At 65.5% G+C, this 13,311-nt stretch carries 13 protein-coding genes and 1 tRNA gene; 11 read left to right on the top strand and 3 right to left on the bottom strand.

Annotated elements, in window-relative coordinates; all coding sequences use genetic code 11:
• Window positions 1–219: 219 nt before the first annotated feature.
• On the bottom strand, window positions 220–1,479 hold the full coding sequence (locus VK533_RS10895; RefSeq protein WP_324377341.1) for an aspartate kinase: 1,260 nt from the start codon (window positions 1,477–1,479) through the stop codon (window positions 220–222).
• A 150-nt stretch (window positions 1,480–1,629) separates the two neighbouring features.
• Between VK533_RS10895 and ubiG the strand changes: the two genes are divergently transcribed.
• From ubiG to VK533_RS10875, 4 genes are read left to right on the top strand one after another with little or no spacing between them, the layout of a single operon-like run.
• Window positions 1,630–2,358: a bifunctional 2-polyprenyl-6-hydroxyphenol methylase/3-demethylubiquinol 3-O-methyltransferase UbiG gene (ubiG, locus tag VK533_RS10890; RefSeq protein WP_324377339.1), complete on the top strand. Its 729-nt coding sequence runs from the start codon at window positions 1,630–1,632 to the stop codon at window positions 2,356–2,358.
• 22 nt (window positions 2,359–2,380) lie between these two features.
• The gene (locus VK533_RS10885; protein ID WP_324377337.1) at window positions 2,381–2,878 is read left to right on the top strand and encodes a hypothetical protein; all 498 of its coding nucleotides are present in this window, start codon (window positions 2,381–2,383) and stop codon (window positions 2,876–2,878) included.
• 20 nt (window positions 2,879–2,898) lie between these two features.
• Window positions 2,899–3,882 carry a rhodanese-related sulfurtransferase gene (locus VK533_RS10880; protein WP_324377335.1) on the top strand — a complete coding sequence of 328 codons (984 nt, stop codon included), beginning with the start codon at window positions 2,899–2,901 and terminating at the stop codon, window positions 3,880–3,882.
• The gene (locus VK533_RS10875; RefSeq protein ID WP_324377333.1) at window positions 3,851–4,501 is read left to right on the top strand and encodes a glutathione S-transferase N-terminal domain-containing protein; all 651 of its coding nucleotides are present in this window, start codon (window positions 3,851–3,853) and stop codon (window positions 4,499–4,501) included. The genes VK533_RS10880 and VK533_RS10875 overlap by 32 nt, the downstream gene beginning before the upstream one ends.
• Before the next feature lie 64 nt (window positions 4,502–4,565).
• Here VK533_RS10875 and VK533_RS10870 read toward each other — a convergent pair.
• Window positions 4,566–4,642 (bottom strand) — tRNA-Pro (locus VK533_RS10870).
• 144 nt (window positions 4,643–4,786) lie between these two features.
• Here VK533_RS10870 and yajC point away from each other — a divergent pair.
• The 5 genes from yajC (at window position 4,787) to VK533_RS10845 (ending at window position 9,894) form a co-directional block, all read left to right on the top strand.
• Window positions 4,787–5,122 (top strand): preprotein translocase subunit YajC, encoded by a 336-nt coding sequence (gene yajC / locus VK533_RS10865; RefSeq protein ID WP_324377331.1) that lies wholly within the window; start codon window positions 4,787–4,789, stop codon window positions 5,120–5,122.
• Between the two features lie 7 nt (window positions 5,123–5,129).
• The gene (gene secD / locus VK533_RS10860) at window positions 5,130–6,743 is read left to right on the top strand and encodes a protein translocase subunit SecD (RefSeq protein ID WP_324377329.1); all 1,614 of its coding nucleotides are present in this window, start codon (window positions 5,130–5,132) and stop codon (window positions 6,741–6,743) included.
• A complete protein-coding gene (gene secF / locus VK533_RS10855; protein ID WP_324377327.1) occupies window positions 6,743–7,702 on the top strand; it encodes a protein translocase subunit SecF in 960 nt (319 codons plus the stop codon). The genes secD and secF overlap by 1 nt, the downstream gene beginning before the upstream one ends.
• A 98-nt stretch (window positions 7,703–7,800) precedes the next feature.
• Window positions 7,801–8,640, top strand: a complete 840-nt coding sequence (locus VK533_RS10850) for an outer membrane protein assembly factor BamD (RefSeq protein ID WP_324377325.1) — start codon at window positions 7,801–7,803, stop codon at window positions 8,638–8,640.
• 36 nt (window positions 8,641–8,676) lie between these two features.
• Window positions 8,677–9,894 carry a M48 family metallopeptidase gene (locus tag VK533_RS10845; protein ID WP_324377323.1) on the top strand — a complete coding sequence of 406 codons (1,218 nt, stop codon included), beginning with the start codon at window positions 8,677–8,679 and terminating at the stop codon, window positions 9,892–9,894.
• A gap of 21 nt (window positions 9,895–9,915) precedes the next feature.
• Here the strand turns inward: VK533_RS10845 and VK533_RS10840 are convergent, their stop codons facing one another.
• On the bottom strand, window positions 9,916–10,482 hold the full coding sequence (locus VK533_RS10840; RefSeq protein ID WP_324377321.1) for a hypothetical protein: 567 nt from the start codon (window positions 10,480–10,482) through the stop codon (window positions 9,916–9,918).
• Window positions 10,483–10,564: 82 nt separating this feature from the next.
• Here VK533_RS10840 and recN point away from each other — a divergent pair, with 82 nt between their 5' ends.
• Together recN and VK533_RS10830 are read left to right on the top strand one after the other, a co-directional pair.
• Complete coding sequence (recN, locus tag VK533_RS10835) at window positions 10,565–12,226, top strand: DNA repair protein RecN (protein ID WP_324377319.1); 1,662 nt, start codon at window positions 10,565–10,567, stop codon at window positions 12,224–12,226.
• Window positions 12,227–12,236: 10 nt separating this feature from the next.
• On the top strand, window positions 12,237–13,311 hold a 1,075-nt coding region (locus VK533_RS10830; protein ID WP_324377317.1), incomplete at its 3' end, for an alkaline phosphatase D family protein.

The raw sequence follows: 13,311 nt of genomic DNA, 5'->3' as shown, positions 1-13,311 counted from the left end.
CGCGCCGGCCATAATCGCATATTTGGTGCCGAGGAATTCGGCGCCGCGCTTCATCAGCGCATCGGTACGGGGGTGGCTCGCTCCCTCTCCCGCTTGCGGGAGAGGGCTGGGGTGAGGGGCCGAGCGCAGCTCGGCGTTGTTGCTGTTCATGATCGGCCAGTAGCAAGAAGAAGGCCCTCACCCAACCCTCTCCCGCAAGCGGGAGAGGGCTTGAGAAGCTCAGGCGGCGTCGTCGGTCGCGTCCAACCCGTAGGCGGTGTGCAGCACGCGCACCGCGAGCTCGGTATAATCCTCGTGGATCAGCACCGAGACCTTGATCTCGCTGGTGGTGATGGCAAGCACGTTGATGCCGCGATCGGCGAGCGCCTTGAACATCTGCGCGGCGACGCCCGCGTGGCTGCGCATGCCGACGCCGACGACCGAGATCTTGGCGACGGTGTTGTCGTGGATGATCTGCTTGTAGCCGATCTCGTCCTGCGCCTTGCCGAGCACGTCGAGCGCGCGCGTCAGCTCCGCGCCGGGCACGGTGAAGGTCACGTCGGTCGATCCGGTATCATGCGCGACGTTCTGCACGATCATGTCGACATTGATGTTGGCGTCCGCGAGCGGGATGAAGATGCTCGCGACCGCGCCGGGCCGGTCGGGCACCGCCGTCAGCGTGACCTTGGCTTCATTCTTGTCGTGCGCGATGCCGGTGATGAGCTGGCGTTCCATCTTGCTTCCTTCGATCTCGTCTTCGTCCACGATCATCGTGCCGGGGGTAGGGTCGTTGCCGGGCGCGTCGAACGAGGAGAGGACCTGGACGCGGACCTTCTCCTTCATCGCCAGCCCGACCGAGCGCGTCTGCAGCACCTTGGCGCCGACCGAGGCCAGCTCGAGCATCTCCTCGTAGGTGACGTACTGGAGCTTGCGCGCCTTGGGGACGATGCGCGGATCGGTCGTGTAGACGCCGTCGACATCGGTATAGATATCGCAGCGATCCGCCTTCATCGCTGCCGCGACTGCGACCGCCGACGTGTCCGAACCGCCGCGGCCGAGCGTCGAGACGCGGCCGTCGTCGGTCACGCCCTGAAAGCCCGGGATAACCGCGACCTGGCCGTCGCGCATCGCCTCGCCGATCTTGTCGCTGTCGATAGTGGCGATGCGGGCGGAGGCATGCGCGTCCGACGTCGCGATCGGCAATTGCCAGCCGAGCCAGGAGCGCGCGTTGACGCCCATCGACTGCAACGTGATCGCGAGCAGCCCGCTCGTCACCTGCTCACCCGACGCCACCACCACATCATATTCGCGCGGATCGTAAAGCGGGCTCGCCTCGCGGCAGAAATTGACGAGCCGGTCGGTCTCGCCCGCCATCGCCGAGACGACGACCGCGACCTCGTTGCCCTGCTCGACCTCGTGCTTGACGCGGGCGGCGACGATCCGAATGCGTTCGATTCCGGCCATCGAGGTGCCGCCGAACTTCATCACGATGCGTGCCATTGGGTATCGGGTCTTTGTAATTAAATTGCGGGAAAAGGCGCTTGAGCGCTCGGCAGCCTGCTAGCGGCGCGGCCCGATCAAGGCAAGCAAGCGGACGCCAAGGAAATCTTTCAGGTCGCCCAGTCCCGGCCTGCTTGGTAAAGCGCGCGGATGACGATCGCCGGCGCCACCATCGACCCCTCCGAAGCGGCTTTTTTCGGCAAGCTGGCCGCCGATTGGTGGGACCCCAAGGGCTCGTCGGCGATGCTGCATCGGCTGAATCCGGCGCGTCTGGGCTATTTAAGGGCGCAGATCGACGCGATTTGGGGCCTCGATCCGCGCGAAAGACGCCCTTTGGCGGGCCGGAAAGCGCTCGATGTAGGCTGCGGCGCGGGGCTTTTGACGGAACCGTTGGCGCGTTTGGGCGCGCAGGCGACCGGCCTGGATGCCGCGCCCGAGAATATCGCCGCCGCGCGGGTTCATGCCGACGGGCAGGGGCTGGCGATCGACTATCGTGCCGGCAGCGTCGAGGATCTGACGGCCGAGCGGTTCGACCTGGTCGTGTCGATGGAAGTGATCGAGCATGTCGCCGATCCGGCCGCGTTCATCGGGGGGCTGGCGGCGGCACTGGCCGAGGACGGCATATTGATCCTCTCCACCCCCAACCGCACCCCCTTGTCCAAGCTGGCGCTGATCACGGTCGGCGAGGGATTGGGGATGGTGCCCAAGGGCACGCACGATCATACCAAATTCCTGACGCCGGGTGAATTGAGCGCGCTGGTCGAACAAAATGGGCTGGAGGTGGTCGACACGACCGGTCTGTCCTTTGACCCGCGCACGGGGTTTGTATTGTCGTCTAATCTGGCGCTCGATTATTTCCTGACCGCGCGCCGGCGCTAAGGTGAGGCTGCGGCTCCCGATTTTGACGTTGCTCGCGATCTCGTTGGCATCCTGTCACAAGGAGACGACGCTACCGAGCACAGCAGACATGCGCTGCAAGGCATATGACAGTGCGCGCAAAGCGGGCAGCGTTGTTGATGTTCGCAATGCGGTTTTCATAGGCGGCGTCCATCATGGCGGTCGAGCAAATCTCTATGATACCGGCTGCAACTTCGCGCTCTTCGGTGCCAGCTACGCGAACGACGCGGTCGGGCGCGCGCTGCTGGCGAAAATTGTATGGAGCGAGGCAGAAGTAAAAAGAGGCGATGCCAAGGCTGTCTTTCTCTTGGCTGATGGCAAGGCGCTGTTCCAAAAGGGCAGCCCAGATTTCGTCTTTCAGATCACGAAGGTCGACATGGTCGCGCCGGTTCCGCCCGATGAAGAGAAGCCGCTGATCGACATGCTCAAGGTGGCGCACCGCCTGCTGCCCGACGCGGTGGCTATCGACCAACCGATTCCGGACGGTGTGTTTTCCCTATAGAGCGCCGCATGGCGGACTGAATGGCCAGCGCCTATGTGGGTGCGATGCAGGCTGACCCTTCCTCGATCCCGCCGGTCCGGATCGTCGCGCTCTATCATTTTACGCGCTTCGACGATTGCGATGCTCTGCAAGGGCCGCTCGCTAAACTGTGCTGCGCGAATGGGGTGAAGGGTACGCTGCTGCTCGCGGCGGAGGGGATCAACGGGACGATCGCCGGATCGGACGCGGCGATCGAAAAGGTGCTCGGCCATATCCGCGCCTTGCCCGGCTGCGCCGCATTGGAGGTCAAGGAATCGCGCGCCGAGACGCTCCCGTTCCACCGCATGAAGGTGCGCATCAAGCGCGAGATCGTGACGATGGGCGAGCCCGACATCGATCCGCTCGCCAATGCCGGTACCTATGTCGCGCCCGCGGACTGGAATGCGCTGATCGCCGAACCGGGCACGATCCTGATCGATACGCGCAACGATTATGAGGTCGCGGTCGGCAGCTTCGCCGGCGCGATCGACCCGCGCACCAAGACGTTCCGCGATTTCCCCGCCTGGTTCCGCGAACATCGCGCCGACCTGCTCGGCGATGGTTCGCCGCCCAAGGTCGCGATGTTCTGCACCGGCGGCATACGCTGCGAGAAAGCGACCGCTTTCCTGAAGAGCGAGGGCGTCGAGGATGTCTATCACCTGCAGGGCGGCATCCTCAAATATCTGGAGACGGTGCCGGCCGAGCAGAGCCGGTGGGAAGGCGAATGCTTCGTGTTCGATCAGCGCGTCAGCGTCGTGCACGGGCTGGAGCCGGGCACGTGCGAATTGTGCCATGCCTGCCGCATGCCGGTGACGCCCGAGGACCGCGCCTCGCCGCTCTATGCCGAAGGCGTGAGCTGTCCCGCCTGCCATGACGAACGCACCGACGAACAGCGCGCCTCCTATGCCGAACGCGAACGCCAGACGCGGCTGGCGAAGGCGCGTGGCGAGGCCCATGTCGGCGCGACCCATTCCCGCGCCCGCTAGGCCGATCCTCTACAGCTTCCGCCGCTGCCCTTATGCGATGCGGGCGCGGATGGCGTTGCTGGCGAGCGGCACGGTCTGCGAGATCCGCGAGGTCGTGTTGCGCGACAAGCCGGCGGCGTTGATCGAGGCGTCGCCCAAGGCGACCGTACCGGTGCTGGTCCTTCCCGACGGGCAGGTAATCGACGAGAGCCTCGACATCATGCGCTGGGCGCTCGGCCGCAACGATCCGGACCATTGGCTGGAGGGCGACGATGCGGACCTGATCGCGGCCAATGACGGCCCGTTCAAACATCATCTCGACCGCGCCAAATATCCCGGACGCTACGATGAGAGCGGTGACCACCGCGCGCTGGCGCTGGCTTTGTTGGCACCGCTTGAAGCGCGATTGATGGACAGCGCCTATCTGTGCGGCGACCGGCCGATGCTCACCGATTTCGCGTTGCTGCCGTTCGTCCGCCAGTTCGCCGAGATCGACCGGCCCTGGTTCGATGCGCAGCCCTTGCCCGCGCTCGGACGCTGGCTGAGCGGTCTGCTCGACACCGATCGGTTCGCGGCGGCGATGGTGCGATTGCCGGCGTGGAAGGTGGGCGATCCGCCGACCTTGTTTCCGTCGGCATAAGCATTGAGGGCGCGCGGATCGCTCCGCGCACCCTCAAAAGGCTTCCGTCGATTTCGAAGGAAACTGGTCGGGGCGACAGGATTCGAACCTGCGACCCTCAGACCCCCAGTCTGATGCGCTACCAGGCTGCGCTACGCCCCGACCAAGGCCCGGCCCACTAGAGAGCCCAGGCCGGCTTGGCAAGCGCGGCATTGCTCCTCCTGACGCACCGTGATAGGCGCGCTGCCTCCTGCGGCCGACACGCGATTTCCGCGCGGCGCATCAGCATTTTCGGGGCCCTTTCACATGTTCGCATCGCCCGCTTACGCCCAGGCCGCCGGCGCCGCCTCGTCAGGCGGACCCTCTTCGCTGCTGACGCTGGCGATTCCGTGGGTGCTGATCATCGGCATCTTCTATCTGCTGGTCTGGCGTCCGCAGAGCAAGGCGCAGAAAGCACAGCGCGCGCGGATCGATGCCGCCAAGAAGGGCGATACCGTCGTCACCGGCGGCGGCCTGATCGGCAAGGTGATCAAGGTCGACGGCGACGAAGTCGAACTGGAGCTTGGCCCGAATGTCCGCGTTCGCGCGCTCAAGGCGACGCTGACCGAGATTCGGCCGCTCAACGCGCCCGCCAACGACTGATCGACGCATGCTCGATTTCCCGCGCTGGAAGGTAATCTGGATCTGGCTGGTGCTGCTGAGCGGCGTCGCGCTCGCCATCCCCAGCCTGATGCCCGAAAGCACCGCCAACCGCCTTCACCTGGGCGGCGTGTCACGTATCAATCTCGGCCTCGATCTGTCGGGCGGCAGCCACTTGCTGCTCGAGGCGGACACCGCCGATCTCGCCAAGAACAACCTCCAGAAGATGGAGGACACGATCCGCACCGAGATGCGGCGCGGCGATACCAAGATCAATATCGGCGACATTTCGACCACCAACGGCAGCCTGTCCTTCTTCGTGCGCGACGTGAGCCAGCTCGACGCGGCAGTCGAACGCGCCCGCGCGCAGACCACCGCGGCGGGCTATACCGGCCAGCGCGACTGGAATGTTGCGGTGGTCGATTCGACCCGGATCGTAATGACGCCGACCCAGGCGGGCACTGCGGCCAGCATCGACAATGCGATGAAGACCGCGACCGAGGTGGTCCGCAAACGCATCGACGCGCTCGGCACCAAGGAGCCGACGATCGTCCGCGAGGGCGCAACCCGAATTCTTGTTGAGGTGCCGGGCTTCCAGGATCCGGCGGGCCTCAAGGCGCTGATTGGCAAGACCGCCAAGCTCGAATTCAAGATGGTCGATATGGGCGCCGACCCGACTCAGGTCTCGGCCGGCCACGCGCCCGCGGGTGACGAAGCCGTGCCCATGGTCAAGGAACCGGGCGAGGCCGCCAATGCACCCACGCGCTATATCGCGGTTAACCGCCGCGCGATTCTATCGGGCGACGATCTGATCAACGCTGAATTGTCCAAGGACGAGAACGGCCAGCCCGCGGTCAGCCTGAAATTCAATGCGTCGGGCGGCAAGAAGTTCGCGCGTGCGACGCAGGAGAATACCGGCAAGCAATTCGCGATGATTCTCGATAACCAGGTGCTGTCGGCGCCACGCATCGACGAACCGATCCTGGGCGGCAACGCGAATATCCATGGCAGCTTCACCACCGACAGCGCCAATCAGCTCGCGATCGCGCTCCGCTCGGGCAAGCTGCCGGTTGCGCTTAAGTTCATTGAAGAGCGCACCGTCGGTCCGCAACTCGGCGCGGCCTCGATCCACGCGGGCGTGATCGCGTCGGTGATCGCAAGCGTCGCGGTGATCGTGTTCATGCTCGTCACCTATGGCCGCTTCGGCGTCTATGCGAACCTGGCGGTGGTGCTGAACATCTTCGTCATCCTCGCGGTAATGGCGATCCTCAACGCGACTTTGACATTGCCCGGCATCGCCGGTTTCGTGCTGACGATCGGCACTGCGGTCGACGCTAACGTGCTGATCAACGAACGCATCCGTGAAGAACGGCGACGGGGGCGCGGCATCGTCCAGTCGGTCGAGCTCGGCTACAAGGAAGCGAGCCGCACGATCTTCGAGGCGAATACGGTCCACGCCATTTCCGGCCTGATCATGCTCGTGCTGGGTTCGGGCCCGGTCAAGGGCTTCGCGGTTGTGCTGCTGATCGGCATCTGCACGTCGGTCTTCACCGCCGTCACCTTCACCCGCATGCTGACCGCCGGATGGATCAAACGCAATCGGCCCACGGAGATCCACATCTGATGCGCCTGCTCAAGCTCATCCCCGACAACACCAACATCGGCTTCGTCCGCCTGCGCAAGTGGGCGTTCGGGCTGACGGCGTTGCTCACCATAGCGGCAGCCGTATTGGTCGGTGTGCGCGGCCTCAATTTCGGCGTCGACTTCAAGGGCGGCGTGATGATCGAGGCGCACTTCCAGACACCGCCGGGCGAAAATACGCTGCGAAGCGATATCGATCGACTGCACGTCGGTGAGGCGTCGCTGTCGACCTTCGGCAACGCCAATACATATTCGATCCGTTTGCCCTTGCCTGCGGCGACCGACGAAGGCGCGACCAACCGGCTGGTGAAGAGCGTACAGGGCGCGCTCGCTGCCAAATATCCAGGTGTGATCTTCAATCGGGCCGAAACCGTGTCGGGCAAGGTATCGGACGAACTGATTCGTAACGGCTTGCTCGCGGTGTTCCTGGCCGTGACCGGTATCGCGGTCTTCTCGTGGATCCGCTACGAATGGCAGTTCGGCGTTTCGACCTTCGTCGCGATCGTGCACGACGTGCTGGTGACATTGGGCTTTTTCGCGCTGTTCCGGTTCGACTTCGATCTCAACATCGTCGCGGCGGTGCTCACCGTGATCGGCTATTCGATCAACGACAAGATCGTGATCGACGACCGCATCCGCGAGAATATGCGCAAATATCGCCAGATGGACATGCGCGCCTTGATCGATCTTTCGGTCAACGAGACGCTGCCGCGTACGGTCATGACCTCGCTCACGATCCTGATCGCGCTGACTTCGCTCCTGATCTTCGGCGGCCCGGTGCTGCGCGGCTTCACCGCCGCGATGATGCTGGGCGTGGTGGTCGGCACCTACAGCTCGATCTATGTGTCGAGTTCGCTGCTGATCTCGCTGGGTCTGGCCCCGAAGCTCACCGAGCAGAAGGGAAAAGGCGGCCCGTCGTCCAGGGCGGAGCGGGTGGGCTGAGCGGCCGCCTGCTTCATCTGCGGGCAAGCTTCGCCTCCGTATCGTCCCGCCTCATAATACTTCACGCGCCTCGGGTGCTGGTCTAAAGGGTCGCCTCTATGCGCTTGTCCCGTCTTCGCTCCGCGCTTGCCGCGAGCCTCGTGTCCGCCCTGCTCGTCACCGCTCCGGCCGCGCACGCGGCGGATTCCGCCAAGAAGCAGAGCAAGGAAAATAACCGCTACGTCGCGCGCGACGTGGAGACGCTGTACAACGCGGCCAAGAACCAGCTCGACAAGAAGCGCTACAAGATCGCGGCGCTTTTGTTCGACGAAGTCGAGCGCCAGCATCCTTATTCGGTGTGGGCGCGCCGCGCCGAGCTGATGAGCGCGTTCAGCCATTATCTGGCGCAGGATTATCCCGAATCGATCGACGCGGCGAACCGCTTCCTGTCGATCCATCCGGGCAACAAGGACGCGCCCTACGCCATGTATCTGGTGGCGGTCGATTATTACGAACAGATCAACGACGTGAATCGCGACCAGAAGACCAGCCAGGAAGCGCTGGACGCGATGGGCGATCTGATCCGCCGTTATCCCGACACCGCCTATGCCTCCGACGCGCGCCTCAAGGTCGATCTGATCAACGATCACCTCGCCGGCCGCGAGATGGATATCGGCCGTTTCTATCAGCGCCGCAGCGAATGGCTCGCGTCGATCTATCGCTTCCGCAAGGTGGTCGACACCTATCAGACAACCAGCCACGTGCCCGAAGCCTTGCTGCGGCTGACCGAATCCTATCTGGAGCTGGGCGTGCCCGAGGAGGCGCGCAAATCGGCCGCCGTGCTCGGCGCCAATTTCCCGGGTACCGATTGGTATATGCGGGCCTATACCCTGATCCAGAAGAACGAAGGCGGGGTGCCGGCGATTTCGGCCAAGAAGGGCAAGAAGGCCAAGGCCTGACGCCCGCCCGCCTCCGGCAAAAGGGGAGGCGAGGGGATGACGCATTTCGATCCGGCCGCGGCGACCGCGGCCTATATGGCGACCTTGTCGCCCGCGGCGCACGCCAAGGCGACCGCTTACACGCATGGCGGCGAATGGCTGTTGTTATGGTCGTGCCTCGTCACGGTCGCGGCGGCCTGGCTGATCCTGCGGAGCGGCATCCTCCGCCGCCTGCGTGACCGCCTCAATCCCAACGGCGATCGGCCCAAGCGGACGGTGATCGCGATCGCCGTGAGCTTCGTGCTGCTCGACTGGCTGATCGAGCTGCCCTGGAGCATCTACACGTCCTGGTGGCGCGAGCGCAGCTATCAGCTCAGCTCCGAATCGATCGGGACCTGGTTCGGCGACGCCGCCAAGGCGCTGCCGATCTCGCTGATCGTCACCACCCTGTTCCTGCTCGCGCTTTACACATTGGTCCGGCGGGTGCCGCGCAGTTGGTGGCTGTGGGCGTCGGGCGTGGCGGTCGCGGGCGTGATCCTGCTGGTGGTGATCACCCCGATCTTCATCGAGCCCTTGTTCAACACCTATACGCCCGCGCCCGATGGCCCGGTGCGGAGCGAGGTGGTCAAGCTGGCCGAGGCGACCGGCGTGCCGCACGACAAGATCCTGATCTACAACGGCTCGAAGCAGTCGGATCGCTACACCGCCAATGTCGCCGGCCTGTTCGGTACGGCGCGGGTCGCGATGAGCGACACGATGTTCAAGCAGAATGCCGACATGTCCGAAGTGCTCGGCGTGGTTGGCCATGAGATGGGCCATTATGTCCACAAGCACATCCTGTGGTTCGCGGCCGGCCTGTCGCTGATGGCGGTGGCCTGCTTCTGGCTGATCGACCGGCTCTATCAGCCCGCTTTGGCGCGGATCCCCGGTACGGACGGGATCGGGGCGCTGTCCGATCCGGCGGGCCTGCCGGTGGTGATCATCATCTTCTCGGTGCTCAGCCTGCTGGCGACGCCGCTCAGCACGACGATGACGCGCACCGCCGAATCGGATGCCGACCGCTTCTCGCTCGCCAACGCGCACCAGCCCGACGGGCTGGCCAAGGCTTTGGTCAAGACGATCGCGTATCGCGCATCGTCGCCGGGCAAGCTCGAGGAGATCCTGTTCTACGATCATCCCTCGGTCGAACGGCGCGTGCACCGGGCGATGGTGTGGAAGGCGGCGCATCCCGATCGCATCGGCGCGCCTTACGGGCCGTTGCCACCGGGCCAATAAGGCAGCTGGGGCGCTTCGGCTTTAGCCGGAGTGCCCCAGCGCCAGCGACATCACCTCGAGTTCGCCGGTCGAGCCGGAGATCGAGAATGTGGTCGGCGCGCCGCCGAGATCCAGCGTCATCGCAAGAGCCTGCGCCAAGGGCGCATTGGGATCCGTGCTCTTGATCCAGAAGGTCGCATGGCCGCTCTGATCCCAGTCGATCGCGAGGTCAGCCTCCTCGTCGATCCACATCGCGCCGGGCTGCGGATCCTCCTTGGGCGCGCTGGCCTTGCCGTCCTGCATCTGCACGACCAGCACCGGTTTGCCCGCAATGCCGGTTATCGACACACGGACGAGGCGATCGTCCCGCTCGAGGCTGAAATTGAACGCGCCGATCCACTTCTTGTCCTGGCCAATCAGGCGGACGCGAAAGTGCGCCCGGACCGCGTTGACGCCGTCCAGATCGTGCGTCTGCCACATCGAATAATGGCCGGGCGTGGTGTCGAGGTAGAGCATCTGGCTGCCATGGGGCAAAGCATGGAATGGCGGCGGCGCGCCGACCTCCGCGCCCGCCAGCGCAACCGCCATCATCATCGCCGCCTGCAGCATGGTTCCGTCTCCCCTTCGGACGAATCATGCACGGGTCACCAGCGCTGTTCAACCGGCGTCGGCCTCGGCTAAAGATGGGACGATGCTCACCGGCCTCGCCATCCGCGACGTGGTTCTGATCGAGGCGCTCGACCTCGAATTCGGATCGGGCCTTGGCGTGCTCACCGGCGAAACCGGCGCCGGCAAATCGATCCTGCTCGATGCGCTCGGCCTTGCGCTGGGCGTGCGCGCGGATACCGGGCTGGTCCGCCAGGGCGCGGTGCAGGCAAGCGTCGCCGCAACCTTTGAGCTTCCTGTCGGCCACGCCACGCTGGCGTTGCTCGCCGAGAACGACCTTGCGATCGAAGCGGGCGAACCGCTCGTCATCCGCCGTTCGGTACGCGCCGACGGCGGCAGCCGCGCCTTCGTCAACGATCAGCCGGCCTCGGCGGGGCTGCTGCGGACGCTGGGTGCGGCTCTGGTCGAAATCCACGGCCAGCATGACGATCGCGGGCTGCTCAACGCGCGCGGGCATCGCGCCTTGCTCGACGCCTTCGGCCGAATCGATACCGCCGCCGCATCCACGGCGCATGCCCACTGGCGCGCGGCGGAGGATGCGCTGGCGACCGCCGCCGCCGATCTTGAGAACGCCGCGCGCGATCGCGAATGGCTGGAGCATGCGGTCGCCGAACTGAAAGCCGCCGCACCCGAGCCCGGCGAGGAGGCGACGCTCGCCGAGGCGCGCGCGGCGATGCAGAAAGGGGCACGGCTTTCCGACGATCTGGCGACGGCGGCCGCTTTGATCGAAGGATCGGACGGCGGGCTGGCCCAATTGCGCCAGGCGGCGCGCCGGCTCGACCGGCTCGCGCCCGAACATGAGACGCTCGCGCAGGCGCTGGCGGCGATCGACCGCGCGGTGATCGAAGCATCCGAAGCCGAAGACCGGCTGGCCGAAGCGCGCGCGGCGTTCGCGTTCGATCCGGCGCGGCTCGACGCGATGGAATTGCGCCTGTTCGATCTGCGCGCGCTGGCGCGCAAGCATCGGGTCGAGCCGGATGCGCTCGCCGCTTTGGCCGAGGAACTGGGTGCGCGGCTTGCCCGGATCGAGGCGGGCGGCGAGGGCCTGGCCGCGCTGGAAGCGGAATTGGCGGCGGCGCGCGCGGATTATCTGGCCGCGGCAGACGCGCTGTCGGCGGCGCGCACGGCGGCGGCGGCCCGCCTGGATATGGCGGTCGCGGGCGAACTGGTGCCGCTCAAGCTGGATACGGCCCGCTTCCGCACGATGATCGAGGCGCTGCCGGAAACAAGCTGGAGCGCGGCCGGCAGGGATCGGATCGAGTTCGAGGTCTCGACCAATCCCGGCGCGCCGTTCGCGCCGATGCTCAGGATCGCCAGCGGCGGCGAATTGTCGCGCTTCATCCTCGCGCTCAAGGTCGCGCTGGCGGAGGAAGGTGGCGCGGGGACGATGATCTTCGACGAGGTCGATCGCGGCGTCGGCGGCGCGGTCGCCGCCGCGATCGGCGAACGGCTCGCGCGGCTCGCCCGGCGCGCGCAGATCCTGGTCGTGACGCACAGCCCGCAGGTGGCGGCGCGCGCCGACCGCCACTGGCTGATCCAGAAAAGATCGGACGGGCTGGTCGCGCGCACGGGCATTCACAGGCTCGACGCAATTGAGCGGCAGGAAGAGATTGCCCGGATGTTGTCGGGCGCGGAAATCACCGACGAGGCGCGCGCCCAGGCACAGAGGCTGCTCGCCGCCGCCTGAGGAGAAAGACATGGATCGCAGAACGTTCGTCGGTGCCCTGGCAGGGATGAGCATCGGCGCTCCAGCGATCCTGCGCGCGCAGCAATTGTTCACGGCCTATCCGTTCACGCTCGGCGTCGCGGCGGGCGATCCGGCACCCGATGGCTTCGTGATCTGGACGCGGCTCGCGCCCGCTCCGCTGGAGCCGCATGGCGGCATGCCCATGGGCAATGTCGCGGTCGACTGGGAAGTCGCCGCCGATCACGGCTTCAAGACGATCGTCGCGAAGGGCCAGGCGCTCGCGCGGCCCGAACTGGCCCATTCGGTCCATGTCGAGGTCGCCGGGCTCCAGCCGGCGCGGCCTTATTGGTATCGTTTCACGATCGGCAGCGAAAGAAGCGCCCGTGGCATGGCGCGTACGGCGCCGGCCTTCGGGTCGAAGCTCGACCGGTTGCGGCTCGGCGTGGTCGGTTGCCAGAATTACGAGGCGGGCTTCTACACCGCCTACCGTCATATCGCCGAAGAACCCGACCTCGATTTCATCTTCCATTACGGCGACTATATTTACGAGGGCCGCGGCAATCCGATTGGCCAGGATTCGCACCCGCGCGCGCATGTCGGCGGCGAATGCTACAGCCTCGACGATTATCGCCGCCGCTACGCCCAATATAAGAGCGACCTCGATCTGCAGGCGGCGCATGCGAGCTGCGCGTGGTGGGTGACGTTCGACGATCATGAGGTGCAGGACAATTATGCGGGCCTGACCGACAAGCATCTGACCCCGCCAGATCTGTTCGCCTTCCGCCGCGCCGCTGCCTATCAGGCCTGGTTCGAACATAGCCCGGTGCGGGCCACCGCGCTGCCGAACGGCCCCGACATCCAGATGTATCGGCGGGCGCGTTATGGCGACCTGGTCGACATGCATTTCCTCGACACGCGCCAATTCCGCACAGACCAGCCCTGCAATGACGAGATCAAACCCTATTGCCCGGGCATCGACGATCCCAGGGCGCAGATGATGGGGCTGGCGGAGGAAAGCTGGCTGGCGAAGGGACTGCGCGGCGGCGCGCGCTGGAACGGGGTGGCGCAGCAGGTGATGATGATGC

It is taken from the genome of Sphingomonas sp., assembly GCF_035317925.1.
In the GTDB taxonomy this organism is placed as follows: Bacteria; Pseudomonadota; Alphaproteobacteria; order Sphingomonadales; family Sphingomonadaceae; genus Sphingomonas_I.
The sequence above is the reverse complement of the archived record's forward strand: the minus strand, read 5'-3'. Positions and strand labels throughout refer to the sequence as shown.

Bases quoted from the DNA above. Each gene is read 5' to 3' on its own strand.
- VK533_RS10880 (WP_324377335.1), top strand. From the start codon at position 2,899: ATGGCCAGCGCCTATGTGGGTGCGATGCAGGCTGACCCTTCCTCGATC.
- VK533_RS10895 (WP_324377341.1), bottom strand. From the start codon at position 1,479: ATGGCACGCATCGTGATGAAGTTCGGCGGCACCTCGATGGCCGGAATC.
- secF (WP_324377327.1), top strand. From the start codon at position 6,743: ATGCGCCTGCTCAAGCTCATCCCCGACAACACCAACATCGGCTTCGTC.
- recN (WP_324377319.1), top strand. From the start codon at position 10,565: ATGCTCACCGGCCTCGCCATCCGCGACGTGGTTCTGATCGAGGCGCTC.
- yajC (WP_324377331.1), top strand. From the start codon at position 4,787: ATGTTCGCATCGCCCGCTTACGCCCAGGCCGCCGGCGCCGCCTCGTCA.
- secD (WP_324377329.1), top strand. From the start codon at position 5,130: ATGCTCGATTTCCCGCGCTGGAAGGTAATCTGGATCTGGCTGGTGCTG.
- VK533_RS10850 (WP_324377325.1), top strand. From the start codon at position 7,801: ATGCGCTTGTCCCGTCTTCGCTCCGCGCTTGCCGCGAGCCTCGTGTCC.
- ubiG (WP_324377339.1), top strand. From the start codon at position 1,630: ATGACGATCGCCGGCGCCACCATCGACCCCTCCGAAGCGGCTTTTTTC.
- VK533_RS10840 (WP_324377321.1), bottom strand. From the start codon at position 10,482: ATGCTGCAGGCGGCGATGATGATGGCGGTTGCGCTGGCGGGCGCGGAG.
- VK533_RS10875 (WP_324377333.1), top strand. From the start codon at position 3,851: ATGTCGGCGCGACCCATTCCCGCGCCCGCTAGGCCGATCCTCTACAGC.
- VK533_RS10845 (WP_324377323.1), top strand. From the start codon at position 8,677: ATGACGCATTTCGATCCGGCCGCGGCGACCGCGGCCTATATGGCGACC.